The sequence below is a fragment of the Castellaniella sp. genome (genome assembly GCF_041677825.1).
Classification (GTDB): Bacteria; Pseudomonadota; Gammaproteobacteria; order Burkholderiales; family Burkholderiaceae_B; genus Castellaniella.
This window is the reverse complement of record NZ_JBAYPG010000012.1, coordinates 45,813-61,414: the sequence shown is the minus strand read 5'-3', so window position 1 is coordinate 61,414 and position 15,602 is coordinate 45,813. Positions and strand designations below refer to the sequence as shown.

Genomic DNA, 15,602 nt, shown 5'->3' with positions numbered 1-15,602 from the left:
CGCAGATTGTACCCAGTGCGGGCCGGCCCCTGCGCTCAGCGCGTCGGGGCGGCCCAGGCCTTTTGCAGGCGCTTGACCGACACCGGGAACGGCGTCTTGAGTTCCTGCGCAAAAAGTGCCACGCGCAGCTCTTCCAGTTGCCATCGAAACTGGTCCAGCGCCGCATCAGGCGCCCCCTTGAGCGCCGCCCGCGCCCGCTGATACTGCGTCAGCAGGGGGGCCATCTCGGCCATCAGGCGCTCGTCACGCACGGGGTCCGTGCGCAGTTTGTCGATGCGCAGCTGCATGGCCTTGAGATAGCGCGCGAGGTGCCTGAATGAATCGGGCGGCGTGTCCGTCACGAACGCACGATGAATCAGACCCTCGAGCTGTTGCTGCATGTCCTGGTGCGCCCGGGCCCAGGGCCTGGCCTGGGGCAGTTTCCTGAGCAGGGCCGCCCGCTCATCCAGAATCGCGCCAGCCTGCAGCGCGTACTCGCGCGCCAGCAGGCCAAGGCGGCTGCGTCCCTCGGTGCAGCGCTGCGCGAACGCCCCTGCATCTTCCGGCCAGGGTTCGCCGAGGCAGGCCTGATCCAGCGCCGCAGCCATGATTTGCGCGGCCAGGTCATCCACCGACCCCAGATCCATGAACTGCATGCCCATGCGCACGAGACCGGGCAGATTCTTCTGCAGCTGCCGCACAGGCTCGCCCAGCGCCAGGTGAAACAGCCGCCGCAGGCCCAGGGCATGGACCCTGCGCGCCTCGAGGGGGTCATCGAAGACTTCGAGATCGCAATGCGTGCCCCGATCCCGCAAGGCTGGATAACCCATCAGTGATTGCCCGTCGCGCTGGATTTCAAGCAGCTCGGGCAAGGGGCCGAAGCGCCAGGAGGTCAGGCCTTCGTGGTCCAGTATGCGGGCCGCCTGCCGATCGTCGACCGCCATGCGCTGAAACGACGCCCGGGCTTCCTGGGCATGCTCGGCACGCAGCTGATCGAGGTTGCGGCCACCCGACAGCATGCGGCCATGCTCATCCACCACCTTGAAATTCATGAACAGATGGGCCGGGAGCGTTTCGGGCTTGAAATCAGTGGCCTGGAGAGTCACGCGGCGTTGCTCGCGCACATCCAGGATCAGCGCATCGATGAGCCCCATGCCGGGATCGGCCGCGCGCTCGAACCAGCGGGCATGGAACTCGGCGGCGTATTCGGGCAACGGCACGCAGTGCCGGCGCAGCCTCTGTGGCAAGGACTTGAGCAGCAGGTGGACTTTTTCTTTCAGCATCCCCGGCACCAGCCATTCGCAGCGTGCCGCCGGGATCTGGTTGAGCGCAAACAGGGGTACCGTCAGCGTCATGCCGTCGCGCGGGGAACCCGGCTCGAAATGATAATCCACGGCAAGTTCGGCACCGGCCCAGTGCAGGCGGCGCGGGAACACCTCGGTGGTCACGCCCGCCGCATCATGCTGCATCAGGGCCTTGCGATCCAGTTCGAGGGCGGCGCGGGCGGATTTGTCCAGGCTCTTGTACCAGGCTTCCAGGCTCGCCGTCTGGCAAATTTCTGGCGGAATATGCTGTTCATAGAATGCGGCGATGAGCGCGTCATCGACCAGAATGTCGGGCCGGCGGCTCTGGTGCTCGAGGCGTTCGATCGAGGCGATCAGGCGCCGGTTATGCACAATGAAGGGCAGACGGCTGTCGATATCACCCGGCACCAGGGCCTGTTCGATGAAGATCGCACGCGCGGCCGCGGGATCGATGCGCCCATAGTGCACCCGCCGCCCATGATAGACCGGCAGGCCATGCACACTGCCGCGCTCATGGGCCAGCACCTGGCCCGACTTTCTGTCCCAGCGCGGGTCCGACCATGATCTGCGCAACAGATGCGCGCCCGCTTTCTCTACCCAGCCGGGCTCGATCTGTGCCACACAGCGTGCATACAGGCGGCTGGTTTCAACGAGTTCGGCCGCCAGCACCCAGCGCCCCGCCTTCCGGTGCAGGGATGAGCCCGGATGAATGGCAAAGCGCACGCCGTGCGCGCCCTGGTACAGCCCCCCTTCTTCAGTGCGCATGCCGATATTGCCCAGCAAACCGGCCAGCAGCGCCAGATGCACCTGCTCAACCGTGGCCGGCGTGGTGTTCACGCGCCAGCCCTGCTCTCGCACCAGCGCATGCAACTGGACGTGCGTATCGTGCCATTCGCGCAGACGCACCGGCGAGAGGAACCGGGCACGCAGCTGCTCGACCAGCTTGCGCTGCGACACCTTGTGCGCCACCTGCGCTCTGTACCAGTCCCAGAGCGTGACCCAGGCGAGAAATTCGGACTGCCTGTGCCTGAACATGGCTTGCGCCTGTTCGGCGGCATCACGCGCCTGCATGGGCCGCTCGCGTGGATCCTGTATCGATAGCGCCGCTGCAATCACCAGAATCTCGCGCAGGCACTGCTGTTCGCGCGCCGCATGGATCATGCGGGCGATACGGGGGTCCACCGGCATGCGTGCCAGCACGTGGCCAACGTCGGTGAGGGCGTTGGCATCATCGAGTGCGCCAAGTTCCTGCAACAGCTGATAGCCATCGGCCACGGCACGGCCACTGGGTGGCTGGACGAACGGAAAGTGCTCGATGTCATCCAGACGCAGCGCCTTCATGCGCAGAATGACGGCGGCCAATGACGAGCGCAGGATTTCGGGATCCGTGAAAGCCGGACGCTGGTGGAAATCCGCTTCGGAATACAGCCGGATGCAAACACCGGGGCCCAGCCGCCCGCAGCGGCCTGCGCGCTGGTTGGCCGAGGCCTGGCTGATGGGCTCGATATGCAGCTGTTCGACCTTGCTGCGCCACGAATACCGCTTGATGCGCGCCAGGCCGCTGTCGACCACGTAGCGGATGCCCGGCACGGTCAGCGAGGTTTCGGCCACGTTCGTAGCCAGCACGATGCGCCGGGCCTGACCTGCCGGATGAAAGATCTGCTCCTGCTCGGCGCGCGACAGCCGGGCATACAGGGGCAAAATGGCTGCGCCGCCCAGGTGCCGCTTGCGCAGTGCATCCGCGCATTCCCGGATCTCGCGCTCACCGGGCAAAAATACCAGGATATCGCCCGGGCCATGACGCATGCATTCTTCCACCCCGTCACCAGCGGCCTCGACCAGGTCGCGTTCCTCGTCGACCCGATCCTGCGTCGGGCCCTCGGAGGCGTCGGGCAGGACGGGACGATAGCGCAGTTCGACCGGATACAGGCGCCCGGACACCTGGATGACCGGCGCGGGGCCCTGTGGCGTGCCGAAATGCTGCGCAAACCGCTCGGCATCGATGGTCGCTGATGTGATGATCAGCTTCAGGTCTTTGCGGCGCCTGAGCAGGCGCTTCAGGAAGCCGAGCAGAAAATCGATGTTCAGGCTGCGCTCGTGCGCTTCATCGACGATCAACGTGTCATAGCGGCGCAACAGGGGATCGCGCTGGGTCTCCGCCAGCAGGATGCCATCGGTCATGAGCTTGATGGCGGTCGCCGGGCCTTCGCGCTGGCTGAAACGGATCTGGTAGCCCACCCAGTCGCCCGGTTCGGTTTGCAGTTCTTCGGCAATGCGGTGTGCAACCGAGGTGGCGGCCAGGCGCCGGGGCTGGGTATGACCTATCATGCCCTTGCGCCCACGGCCGATTTCGAGACAGATTTTCGGCAACTGCGTGGTCTTGCCCGACCCGGTCTCGCCGCAGACGATCACGACCTGGTGGGCCCGGATGGCACGCGCAATTTCATCCTTGCAGGCACTGACGGGCAGATCGGGGGGAAACGCCAGATGGGGCAGCGGCCGGTCACCGGCCCCACCCCGGGGCCTGGATCGGGGCGGGCGCGGCGGGGGGGTCGATTGTGGTGCAATGGGCTTGGACAACAGAACTCCGAAGACTGCAGTGAAGCCAGTCATTATAATTTCCCCTGTATTCCGACTGCACCAGCACAATGCCATGAACGCTTCCGAGACCGGAATCTGGTCTGCCCACGATGCCCCTGACGTCGCAGCCGCACAATTCGTGCGCTGGTTCCGTGAGGTCGCACCTTACGTGCATGACTTCCGTGGCAAGACTTTTGTGGTCGCCTTTGGCGGCGAACTCATCCAGGATGGCGGCCTTGAATCGCTGGTGGCCGACCTGTCCCTGCTCTCGGCGCTGGGGATCCGTCTGGTTCTGGTGCATGGTTCGCGCCCGCAGGTCAACGAACAGCTTCGGGTCAAAGGGCATATCACCCAGTTCGGCCGGGGTACCGAACCCACCAGCCCCGAAGCGCTCGAATGCGCGAAAGAGGCCGCGGGCGAAATCCGCCTCGATATCGAGGCCGCGTTCAGCCAGGGCTTGCCGAACACGCCCATGTCGCATGCCAAGATCCGCGTCTTTTCCGGCAATTTCGTCACTGCCAGGCCCGTGGGCGTGATCGACGGCACGGATTACCGGCGCGCAGGCCAGGTCCGCAAGCTCGATGTGTCGGCTCTGCGCAGCGTGATGGACCAGGGCGGCATCGTCCTGCTGTCGCCTCTGGGCTTCTCGCCCACGGGCGAAGCCTTCAATCTGGCCATGGAAGACCTCGCCACCAACGCCGCGGTGGCCTTGCGCGCCGAAAAGCTGATCTTCCTGACCCAGAACCGCACGGTGACCGAAACCGACGGCTCGGTCGACACCGAACTGGCCCGCAAGGATGCCGACGATCTGCTGGCACAGGGTATTCTGGATGAAGACACCACGGTATTCCTGCGCCATGCCTCGCTGGCGGTCAAGCGGGGCGTGGCCCGCGCCCATCTGGTGCCCTATCCGCTCGATGGCAGCATTCTGCTCGAGATTTTCACCCACGACGGCGTGGGCACCATGGTCGTCGAAGATACGCTGGAAGACCTGCGCGCCGCCGAAGCCGATGACGTCGGCGCCATCGTGCAGCTGATCGAGCCGCTCGAGGCCGACGGCACGCTGGTACCCCGGGGCCTGGCAGCGATCGAACGCGAGCTCGAACGCTTTACGGTGCTCGAACACGATGGCGTCATCTATGGCTGCGTGGCGGTCATCCCGTATCTGGATGAGGGCATGGCCGAAATGGCCTGCCTGATCGTGCACCCCGAATGGCAGGGCACGGGCGACGGAGAAAAACTGCTGCGCCATGCCGAAACCACTGCACGCGCCATGGGCGTGCGGCGCCTGTTCGTCCTGACCACGCGCACGTCACACTGGTTTCTGAAACGGGGCTTCGTGCAGGGCGGGGTGTCCGATCTGCCATACGAGAAACGCACCCACTACAACCACTCGCGCAACAGCCTGGTGTTCATCAAGCGGCTCTGAGCCACCGCAACCGCGCAGCTGAACATTCAGCTCGGTCGTTGCGCGATTCGCCTCGCGCCGTCGAACGTTCGACCCAGTCGTTGTGGGATCCGCCCTACGCCGTTGGGCGCTCAGCCGCGCGGCCGTGGCGGTTCGCCCCGCGCCATGCGTTCGGTGTTGCTGACCCCGGTGTGCCGCACGTCATCGCCCAGCACCATGTAGATCACCCGCTCGGCCATGTTCTTCGCGTGATCCCCGATGCGCTCGAGCGCGCGGGCGATGAAGATCAGATCGATCGAATGTGAAATGGTACGCGGGTCTTCGATCATGTAGGTGATGATGTGACGCAGCGAGGCCTTCCATTCTTTGTCGACCGCCTTGTCGTTGCGCACCACCTGCGCAGCCGCCACCGGATCTTCGCGGGCGAAGGCATCGAGCGCAGCTCGAATCATGCTGGCCACGGCATCGGCCATGTGGCGCAGTTCGACCACCGGCTCGTAGGCCGAATCGGCCTCGTGCAGCCGACGCGCCACCTTTGCGATTTTCTCGGCCTCATCGCCGCAGCGCTCCATGTCGGTGAGCATCTTGGAGATGGACAGCAGGAGCCGCAAGTCGACCGCCGTGGGCTGGTTGCGGGCAATCAGCTGGCTGATGCGTTCGTCGATTTCGACCTCGAGCTGGTTGACCTGGCGCTCGTGTTCGCGCACCCGATCGACCAGATGCAGGTCGCCTTCGGACAGCGCCTGTATGCCATCGAGCACCATGGATTCGACCACACCGCCCATCTGCAGAAACATGGAACGGGTGGTTTCGAGCTCGGCGTGAAATTGCTTGTTGGTATGCTCCAGCATGACGGGCTCCAGGTCAGTCTTGCAATTCGAGGCGGGCAATGCCAGCCTGGCCCGCCACCAGGGCCAGATGGGCGCCGGAGATGGCAAACAGCCCACAGGTGACCACCCCAGGGATGTTGTTGATCAGCGCCTCGAATTCGGCGGGCTGGCTGCCATAGGCCAGGCCGGCCACATCGATGATCTGGTTGCCGTTATCGGTGATGAAGCCGGCACGCAATTCGGGCCGCCCACCCAGCTGGCGCATTTCGCGCGCCACGGATTCGCGCGCCAGCGGAATGACTTCGATGGGCAATGGAAACCGCCCCAGGGTTTCGACCAGTTTGGTCTCATCGACGATGCAGATGAAGCGATCGGCCACCGAGGCAACGATTTTTTCGCGGGTCAATGCCCCGCCGCCCCCCTTGATGAGATTGAGCTGATGGTCGACTTCGTCGGCCCCATCGACATAGAACGGCAGGCTTGCGACCTGATTCAGGTCGAGCACCTGGATACCTGCTGCCTGCAGGCGCCGGGTACTGCGCTCTGAACTGGATACCGCAGCCCCGAACGCATCACGATGGACCCCCAGCAGATCGATGAAACGGTCTACCGTGGAACCGGTGCCCACACCGAGCACGCTTTCGGGCTGCAGCTGGGGCAGTATGACATCGAGCGCGGCCTGCGCAACCTGCTGCTTGAGCTGGTCTTGTGTGATCATGGAAGCCCTGTTGACGGATCGTGATACGAGGCTTCCATTGTAATGGTTCTGGACACCGCCCTGTCCCTCTCGCTGACGCCCCCTTTCTTGGCAGCAAGGCTTGTGAAACACGCCGTCTGCAGCGCAGCGGATCACAGCCTTGCCGCACGCCCCTGCATCCGATTGACCGCCACCACCACCACGCCGACTGCCAGGATGAACAGCGTGGCCAGCGCATTGATTTCGGGTTTCAGCCCAAGGCGCACCCGGGAGAACACCTCGAGAGGCAGGGTGGTATAGCCCGGCCCTGACAGGAACGACGCGATCACGACATCATCCAGCGACAGGGTGAATGCCAGCAGCCAGGCGGCCATCAGTGCCGGGGCGATCAGGGGCAGCGTGATGACGAAAAAGACCCGCAGCGGCGTGGCCCCGAGATCCAGCGCCGCCTCTTCGAGCGAGCGGTCCAGATCCCTGACCCGCGATTGGATGATGACGGCCACATACGCCGTGCATAGCGTGACGTGGCCGACCCAGATCGTGAACAGGCCGTTGCCGTCAGGCCAGCCCACGACCCTGGACAGTTCGACGAACATCAGCAGCAGCGAGATGCCCAGCACGACTTCGGGCATGACCAGCGGAGCCCCCAGCATGCCCACGTACAGACCGAAGCCCCGGAAGCGCCCCATGCGCGCGAGCACGTAGCCCGCCCAGGTGCCGATGCACAGCGCCGCCGAGGCAGTCAGGACGGCAATCAGCAATGACAGGCGGGCGGCCGCCAGCAGAGTCTGGTCCTGGAAAAGTTCGACATACCAGCGCAGCGAAAACCCCGTCCATGAGGTCATCAGCTTGGACTCGTTGAATGAGAACACCATCAGGGAGGCGATGGGCACATAGAGAAAGCCATAGCCCAGCGCCAACGTCGCCCAGCGTATGGCACGGCTGCGGCGGGTCATCGGGGCTTCTCCAGCTGGCGCGCCGAACTGTACTGGAAGATGGTCAACGGCACCAGCAACAGCAGGACCATGATGCAGGTGACCGCGGCGGCCATGGGCCAGTCGGCATTGTTGAAGAACTCGTTCCACATGACCCTGCCCATCATCAGCGTGTTCGCCCCACCCAGCATTTCAGGTATCACGTACTCGCCCACAGAGGGAATGAACACCAGCATGGCGCCTGCGATCGCGCCCGGCATGGACAGCGGCAGCACGATGTGCCGGAACGTGGCCCAGGGGCGCGCACCCAGATCATGGGCCGCCTCGATCAGGCGCTGATCGAGCTTGACCAGGTTGGCATACAGGGGCAGGATGAAAAACGGCAGGTAGGCGTAGACCAGCCCGATATACACGGCCAGATCGGTCCGGTAGATTTCCAGTGGAGAATCGATCAGGCCCAGGCCCATCAACAGGTTGTTCAACAGGCCGTCGTTGCGCAGAATGCCTACCCAGGCATAGACGCGCAGCAACAGCGAAGTCCAGAAGGGCAGGATCACCCCCAGGAGCAGCAGGTTGCGGATCTGCGGCCTCGAGCGGGCAATCTGCCAGGCCAGCGGATAGCCGATCAGCACGCAGCATGCCGTGGTGATCAGGGCCATCTTCACTGAATTCAGATAGACCGCTGCATACAGACTATCGGTAAACAGCAGCAGGTAGCCGCGCAGATGCAGGGTCAGTTGCAGGGTATCGTCTTCCAGCGCAGCGATCGGTGTATAGGGCGGAATGCCAAACTGCAGATCGGAGAGGCTGATCTTCAGTACCAGCAGGAACGGCACCAGCAGGAACATCGCCAGCCAGGCGTAGGGCACCCATATGGCCCACTGACGGGCGTCGGGGCGGGGGAGTCGCCAGCGCATGCGCATGATCAGCTCGCCAGAACGGTGCCCGCGTCGTTGGACCAGGCGACGTAGACTTCTTCGTCGATGCCAGGCGCCTCGGAAGGATTCCACTCAAGTGTGGGAATGCTGGCCTCGATCACATGGCCTGCATCGAGGCGCACCTGGTAGCGCGCATAACTGCCCATCCACGCCACGTGCGACACCATCCCATGCCCCCAGTTGGCATCAGTCTGCGGCCTGTGCCGGCTGATGCGCAACTGTTCGGGACGCACGGACACGTGCACCACCATGCCCAGGGGCTCACTGACCCCATGGCTGACATGCAGGGGCCGTGGCAGCGCATCGGTCTCGATGAGCACGTGATCCGGCTGATCCACCACGATGGTACCCGTGAACAGGTTGGTGGAGCCGATGAAACCGGCCACGAAACGATTGGCCGGGAAGGCGTAGACTTCGTGCGGCGTACCGCATTGCATGATCTGGCCTTCGGTCATGACAGCCAGGCGACTGGCCATCGTCATGGCCTCTTCCTGATCGTGCGTCACCATGATGCAGGTGACGCCGACCTGAGCCAGGATATGCAGCAGTTCGATTTGCGTGGCCTGGCGGATCTGCTTGTCGAGTGCCGACATGGGTTCGTCGAGCAGCAGCAGCTTGGGGCGCTTGACCAGGCTGCGCGCCAGCGCTACCCGCTGCTGCTGCCCGCCCGAAAGCTGATGTGGCCGGCGCCGCGCGTGGCCCGCCATCTGCACCCGATCCAGGGCCTCGAAAACGCGGCTCTGGATTTCATGGCGCGGCACGCCTTCCTGCTTCAGGCCAAATGCCACATTGGCCTCGACACTCATGTGCGGAAACAGGGCATAGGACTGGAACATCATGTTCACCGGCCGTCTGTATGGTGGCAGCGCGGTAATGTCCTCACCGTCCAGGATGATGCGCCCGGATGTGGGCTCTTCAAAGCCCGCCAGCATGCGCAGCAAAGTGGTCTTGCCGCAACCCGAGCTGCCCAGCAGCGCGAAGATTTCGTGGCGGCGCACGGCCAGGTTGACCGAACGCACCGCAACCGTATCACCGAAGATCTTGACGACTTCTTCCATGCGCACGAAGTCATCGACACCCCCCGAAAGGGGCAGGCCGCGGGCATCCATCATCGCAGCTAACGGCCTGTTTTCAGATCGGCCCACAGCCTGGTCTGCAGGCGCAGGATATTGAGCGGCTGGGGCTGGATCACATAAAGCGTGCGCGAGACCTCGGGCGAAGGGTAGATCATGGGATTGCCGGCCACTTCAGTCACCACGAAATTGCGCGCCGCCTTGTTGGCGTTGGGATAGAACATCTCGTTGGTGATGGCCGCATGCACTTCGGGGGTTTCGATGTAATTGATGAAGGCATGCGCCTCGGCGACATGCTCGGCGGTTTTCGGAATGGCCATGGTGTCGAACCAGACCGGGGCCCCGCCGTCCGGGATGAAGTATTCGATGTTGTAGGATTTGCCGGCTTCCCGCGCCCGGGCGGCGGCGATCATGACATCGCCCGAATAGCCATAGACCATGCACAGGCCACCGGAGGCCAGTTCGTCGATATAGCCCGAAGAGCTGAACTGCCGGATATAGGGCCGGATGCGCTTGAGCAGCGCGAATGCTTCTTCGTAATCCGCCGGATCGCTGCTGTTCGGATTCTTGCCGAGGTAATGCAGGACGGCCGGAAACACCTGCGCGGCCTCATCGAGTATAGAAATCCCGCAGGCTTGCAGTCTGGCCGCATTCTCGGGCTTGAACAGCATATCCCAGGAGCTCAGTGGCGCGTCGGGCCCGATTGCTTCCTGCACCTGGGTCACGTTGTAGCCCAGGCCATTGGTACCGTACCCCCAGGGCACCAGGTACTGGTTGCCCGGGTCCACACTGGCCACGAGCGCCATGAGTTCGGGATCCAGATGCTTCCAGTTGGGAATCTGGCTGCGATCGAGCTTCTGGAACAGGCCGCCCTGAATCTGGCGCGCGGCATAATGAGTGGACGGCACCACGATGTCGTAGCCCGACTTGCCCGTCAGCAGCTTGGCCTGCAGCGTATCGTTGGTATCATAGACATCGTAGCGAATCTTGATGCCCGTGGCCCGCTCAAAGCCCGGAATGGTATCCGGGGCCGTGTATTCCGCCCAGTTGTAGACATTGACGACACGGTCCTGCGCAACAGCAGGCAACCCGGCAACGGCCAGCGCGGCTGCAGCCAACAGGGTGTGAATGGCGCCGATTTTCATGGCATGGCCCCTGATGATCGAGGTAAACAAAGAGACAATCCGTCCCACCATTGCGCACCGCGCAAGCCGGCAACCTTAACCAAAGAGCGGCGCAGGCGCAACCAGTTTCTTTGCGCCTGTTTCCTGGAAACCACACCCAGGCGGGCGCGATCGAAATCGATCAACCAGACCTGCTGCCTGTCATCCAGCAAAATGTTCCAGGCGTTGAGATCCGCGTGCCAGACACCGGCCGCGTGCATCTCCAGAAGCACACGGGCCACGCTGCCAGGGTCAGCGTCATCGAGGCACAGGGCCAGCGGCCTGGCTGACGGTATGCGGTGCAGCAGGATGGCAGTCCGGTACCATGGGCCCGCACGCCAGAATCCGGCTGCCAGTGGCTCCGGCACGGGTACGCCCGCCTGCTTCAGGTGCACGAGCACCCGGACCTCGGCCAGCGCACGCACCCGTGCCAATCCAAGCCAGAAATAGCGTTCCTGCCCCAGCCGGGCACGCAGACCGCCGCGTCGATAATGGCGCAGGACTGCAGGCCCATGAGCCCCCTCCACGAACCAGGCCGCCTGCCGCCCACCGGCACTGACCGGCCGGGCATCGGGCTGCGATGCGTCCAGCCATTGCAGCCCGGCCAGGTGGGACAGGTGATCAGGCACCGCCAGCCAGAGCGCTCCGAACGCGTGCAGGGACCAACCAGGCGGCAAAGGCCTCATGTGCCCCCCCTGGCCAGCAGCAGGGCCATGATGACCAGCAGCATGCAGGCAAAAATCAGCTTCAGCCGGGCTTCGGGCAGGGCATACGCCAGGCGCACGCCATAGGGTACGCACAGCAGGCTGCCGAGCGCCAGGGGGATACCCACCAGGCCATGGGCCTGTCCGTGCCATGCGTACGTGAGCAGGGCCACAACCGTGCCGGGCACGATCATGGTCAGTGCCAGCGCCTGTGCGGTCGTCTGGCGCAGGTGAAAGAATGTGGTCATGAAGGGTACCGCGAGTACGGACCCACCGACGCCGAAAATCCCGCCCGCCAGCCCAGCCCCCACACCCACGATGAAGTACCGATGCTGCGGTACTTCACTTGCCGATCGATATCCGCCCGGGGGCGCCTGCCGGGCACGCCGCCCCAGACTCTCACGAAAATAGAACAGGGCGATCAGGAATACGAAACCAGCATAAATCTGCCGCAACAGCGTCGAGTCTATGTCCAGCGCGATCAACGCCCCCACCCAGGTGAAAAAAATCGATCCCAGCGCCCCTGAAGCGGCCGATCGCCACTCGATTGGCGTGCGCTGGTGATATTTTCGCACCGTCAGCAGAACGGCGGGCAATACCATGATCAGCGCGGTCCCCTGCGCCGCCTGCTGCTCATAGCCCAATAACAGCCCGAGCAATGGGATGGCAAACAGCCCGCCCCCGATACCCAGGACCCCACCGGTGAAGCCAATCATCCCGCCAGCCGCCAGGCAGGCCGGAATCAACCAGAACCCGCTCAGCATGTATCGCTGTGCGAGAGTACCGCGAGCGCATCTTCTATGCGGTCCACAGGATGGATGAGAAGCCCCTCGACCGGTTGCCGCGGCTGGTTGGCCCGTGGAATCACAGCCCGTTTGAAGCCCAGCTTGGCCGCCTCGCGCAAGCGCTCCTGGCCCCGTGGCGCCGGGCGCACTTCGCCGGCCAGGCCCACCTCGCCGAAGGCCAGCAGACCTTCGGGCAAGGCCTGATTGCGCATGGATGAAAGGATTGCAAGCGCCACCGGCAGATCCGCGGCAGGCTCGGTAATGCGCACACCACCCACGGCGTTGACGAACACGTCCTGATCATGACTGGCCACCCCCGCGTGCCGATGCAGCACCGCCAGCAGCATGGCCAGGCGACTGCCTTCGAGACCCACCGACAGCCGGCGTGGATTGGGTGCGTGGGAGGCATCCACCAGGGCCTGGATCTCGACCAGCAGAGGCCGGGTGCCCTCCTGGGTGGCCATCACGCAGGCGCCCGCCACGCGCCGGGCATGACCCGCCAGAAACAGCGCGGACGGATTGTTCACCCCGCGCAGACCGCGATCGGTCATGGCAAACACGCCCAGTTCATTGACCGCACCAAAACGGTTCTTGATCGCACGGACCAGACGAAAGGAAGAGTGGGTATCCCCTTCGAAATACAGCACGGTATCCACCATGTGTTCCAGCACACGCGGCCCGGCAAGCGCCCCGTCCTTCGTGACATGGCCAATCAGCACCAGCGTCACCCCCGTCTGTTTGGCGATGCGGGTCAGTTGCGCTGCACATTCGCGCACTTGTGACACCGAACCGGGGGCGGCGGTCAGTTCGCCCGAATACAGCGTCTGGATCGAGTCGATCACGGCCACGGCCGGCTTGTGCTCGAGCACCGCCTGCGTGATCTGTTCGAGGCGGATTTCGGCCAGCACATCGACCGCATCCCCGGCCACCCCCAGCCGCCGGGCCCGCAAGGCCACCTGCTCGGCGGACTCTTCGCCGGTCACGTACAGCACCGGCACGCGCGTCGAGAGGCTGGCCAAAGTCTGCAGCAGCAACGTGGATTTGCCGATGCCCGGATCGCCACCGATCAGGATCACGGCACCGGACACCAGCCCGCCACCCAGCACACGATCGAATTCGTCCAGCCCCGTCGGCGTACGCACCTGCTCGCGCGCCTCGATATCGGCCAGCCGCTGCACGGGTGTCACCGCAGCCAGCGGCGCAAAGCGGTGCCGATCGGTGCGGGCTGTCTCTACGACCTCTTGCAGCGTATTCCAGGCACCGCACTGCGCGCAGCGGCCTTCCCATTTGGCCGACACGGCGCCGCAGTCGGCGCACACGAACGACGAACGCGCCCTGGCCATCAACGCCCTGCCAGGCTGCCGCCACCATCCACGCCCAGTTCCTGGCCCGTGATGTAGGAGGCGGCATCGCTGAGCAGAAACACCACCGCGGCGGCAACCTCGTCGGCCTGGGCCAGCCGGGCCATGGGGATGCTGGCCAGCACGGCCTTTTCGGCTTCGCTGCCAATGGGGCATTGCGCCCGGAACAGGCTGGTTTCGACCGGCCCGGGCGACACGGCATTGACGGTGACGCCATACGGCGCCAATTCGAGCGCCCAGGTTCTGGTACAGCCCAGCAAAGCGCTCTTGGCGGCAGAAAAGCTGGTGTGCCCGGGCGCCCCGTGCACCACCCGACCGCACAGATTGACGATGCGCCCCTCTTTGCGCGCTTTCATGCCCGGCACAAAGGCCTGGACTGCCTGTACGGCCACCCGTACGTTGAGATCGAACGCTTCGTACAGCGATGCCAGCCCGATTTCGCCCAGAACTTCGGGAATGACGGGCCCCACCCCGTTGACCACCCCATCGACGGGATATTTTTCGCGGATCATGCGCAGCAGTTCTTCGGTTTCACCGGCATGAGCCAGATCGCATGAATACAGATATCCCGGGAAATCGATGTCCGCCACATGACGGGCCAGCCCCACGACGTGGCAGCCGAGGTCGGCCAGACGCTGGCTGACCGCCCAGCCGATTCCCTTGGTAGCACCGGTGACCAGAATGCAGCGGTTTTTCATGATGACCTCAGCCTGTGCCAGCAACAGAGACGACCCGACGGGGCACCCGGGGGGCCAATGCCACCAGCAGTTCGTAACCTATGGTGGCACTGGCCGCGGCCACCTCGTCGACCGACGGGCCGCCGGCACCCCACAGAACGACCGGGGCCCCGGGCCCGGCCTGCGGGATGGGGTCGAGGTCCACCGCCAGCATATCCATGGAGATCCGGCCCACCACACGGGTACGTACGCCGGCCACCTGCACCGGCGTGCCGGTGGGCGCATGCCTGGGATAGCCATCGGCATAGCCACAGGCCACGATGCCCACGCGCATGCCATGGGGCGCCCTGTAGACGTGCCCGTAGCCGATGCCCTCACCGGCCTGCAGGCTGTGAGCGGATATGAGTACGGAGGACAGGGTCATGGCCGGCTGCAGACCCAGACTGGCCGCGCTTTTGCTGGAAAACGGGCTGGCGCCATACAGGCAGACCCCTGGACGCACGACCTGTGGCCCCTCGCCGAGGGTACGCGACAGGCCCGCAGTGAGCGTTGCGGCCGAATTGCAGACGCTGACGGGCCCCGGCAGCCCGGCCGTTACGGTACGGAAGCAAGCGAGCTGTGCCCGGGTCGTGGCCGGGTCGTCATCGGCCCGCGCAAAATGGGTCATGCGGCCCACCTGGCCAAGCTGGCCACGGGCCTGCAGGGCCAGGGCACGGGCATACTGGTGGCGGTACTCTTCTGGTTGGAAGCCCAGGCGATGCATGCCGGTATTGAGTTTGACCCAGGCATCGACCGGTCGTTCCAGGTGCATGGATTCGAGAATGTCCAGCTGGCCTGAATCATGGATCACGATGCCGAGATCATGCGCCTGCACCAGCGCCAGATCGGCGGGCTCGAAGAACCCTTCGAGCAGCAGGATCGGCTTGCGCCAGCCCAGTTCACGGCATTGCACGGCCTCGTCGAAATCGAGCAGGGCAAGGCCATCGGCCTGGGCAAAACCCTCGATCGCCGCCTGAATGCCATGCCCGTAGCCACGGGCCTTGATCACCGCCCACACGGACACGCCCGGCAGCGTGGCACGGGCAAGGCGGCTGACCGTGTCGAGATTGGCCGCCATGGCACGAGCATCGATGGTGGCCAGTACGGGGCGTGGCATCCAGTCTCCCAA

General features: G+C 64.4%; 13 protein-coding genes. 1 reads left to right on the top strand and 12 read right to left on the bottom strand.

What is annotated here, in order from left to right:
- Positions 1-35: 35 nt before the first annotated feature.
- Positions 36-3,896, bottom strand: coding sequence for an ATP-dependent RNA helicase HrpA (gene hrpA, locus WCY17_RS06880; RefSeq protein ID WP_372701439.1), 3,861 nt, complete (start codon positions 3,894-3,896; stop codon positions 36-38).
- A gap of 40 nt (positions 3,897-3,936) precedes the next feature.
- Here hrpA and argA point away from each other — a divergent pair, with 40 nt between their 5' ends.
- The gene (gene argA, locus WCY17_RS06875; RefSeq protein ID WP_372701438.1) at positions 3,937-5,292 is read left to right on the top strand and encodes an amino-acid N-acetyltransferase; all 1,356 of its coding nucleotides are present in this window, start codon (positions 3,937-3,939) and stop codon (positions 5,290-5,292) included.
- A 110-nt stretch (positions 5,293-5,402) separates the two neighbouring features.
- Here argA and phoU read toward each other — a convergent pair whose 3' ends face one another.
- The 11 genes from phoU to alr form a co-directional block, all read right to left on the bottom strand.
- Entirely contained in the window at positions 5,403-6,122 is a 720-nt protein-coding gene (gene phoU, locus WCY17_RS06870; RefSeq protein WP_372701437.1) for a phosphate signaling complex protein PhoU, read from the bottom strand.
- Between the two features lie 13 nt (positions 6,123-6,135).
- Complete coding sequence (gene rpiA / locus WCY17_RS06865) at positions 6,136-6,819, bottom strand: ribose-5-phosphate isomerase RpiA (protein WP_372701436.1); 684 nt, start codon at positions 6,817-6,819, stop codon at positions 6,136-6,138.
- 131 nt (positions 6,820-6,950) lie between these two features.
- Positions 6,951-7,754 (bottom strand): ABC transporter permease subunit, encoded by an 804-nt coding sequence (locus WCY17_RS06860; RefSeq protein ID WP_372701435.1) that lies wholly within the window; start codon positions 7,752-7,754, stop codon positions 6,951-6,953.
- Positions 7,751-8,650 carry an ABC transporter permease subunit gene (locus tag WCY17_RS06855; protein WP_372701434.1) on the bottom strand — a complete coding sequence of 300 codons (900 nt, stop codon included), beginning with the start codon at positions 8,648-8,650 and terminating at the stop codon, positions 7,751-7,753. The genes WCY17_RS06860 and WCY17_RS06855 overlap by 4 nt, the downstream gene beginning before the upstream one ends.
- A gap of 8 nt (positions 8,651-8,658) precedes the next feature.
- Positions 8,659-9,783 (bottom strand): ABC transporter ATP-binding protein, encoded by a 1,125-nt coding sequence (locus tag WCY17_RS06850; protein WP_372701433.1) that lies wholly within the window; start codon positions 9,781-9,783, stop codon positions 8,659-8,661.
- 5 nt (positions 9,784-9,788) lie between these two features.
- Complete coding sequence (locus WCY17_RS06845; protein ID WP_372701432.1) at positions 9,789-10,889, bottom strand: polyamine ABC transporter substrate-binding protein; 1,101 nt, start codon at positions 10,887-10,889, stop codon at positions 9,789-9,791.
- On the bottom strand, positions 10,886-11,593 hold the full coding sequence (locus WCY17_RS06840) for a 3-deoxy-D-manno-octulosonic acid kinase (protein WP_372701431.1): 708 nt from the start codon (positions 11,591-11,593) through the stop codon (positions 10,886-10,888). The genes WCY17_RS06845 and WCY17_RS06840 overlap by 4 nt, the downstream gene beginning before the upstream one ends.
- The gene (locus tag WCY17_RS06835) at positions 11,590-12,375 is read right to left on the bottom strand and encodes a sulfite exporter TauE/SafE family protein (protein ID WP_372701430.1); all 786 of its coding nucleotides are present in this window, start codon (positions 12,373-12,375) and stop codon (positions 11,590-11,592) included. Before WCY17_RS06835 ends, WCY17_RS06840 begins: the two co-directional genes overlap by 4 nt.
- On the bottom strand, positions 12,369-13,739 hold the full coding sequence (radA, locus tag WCY17_RS06830) for a DNA repair protein RadA (protein WP_372701429.1): 1,371 nt from the start codon (positions 13,737-13,739) through the stop codon (positions 12,369-12,371). The genes WCY17_RS06835 and radA overlap by 7 nt, the downstream gene beginning before the upstream one ends.
- On the bottom strand, positions 13,739-14,455 hold the full coding sequence (locus WCY17_RS06825) for an SDR family oxidoreductase (protein WP_372701428.1): 717 nt from the start codon (positions 14,453-14,455) through the stop codon (positions 13,739-13,741). Before WCY17_RS06825 ends, radA begins: the two co-directional genes overlap by 1 nt.
- 7 nt (positions 14,456-14,462) lie before the next feature.
- The gene (gene alr / locus WCY17_RS06820) at positions 14,463-15,590 is read right to left on the bottom strand and encodes an alanine racemase (protein ID WP_372701427.1); all 1,128 of its coding nucleotides are present in this window, start codon (positions 15,588-15,590) and stop codon (positions 14,463-14,465) included.
- Positions 15,591-15,602 lie beyond the last annotated feature (12 nt).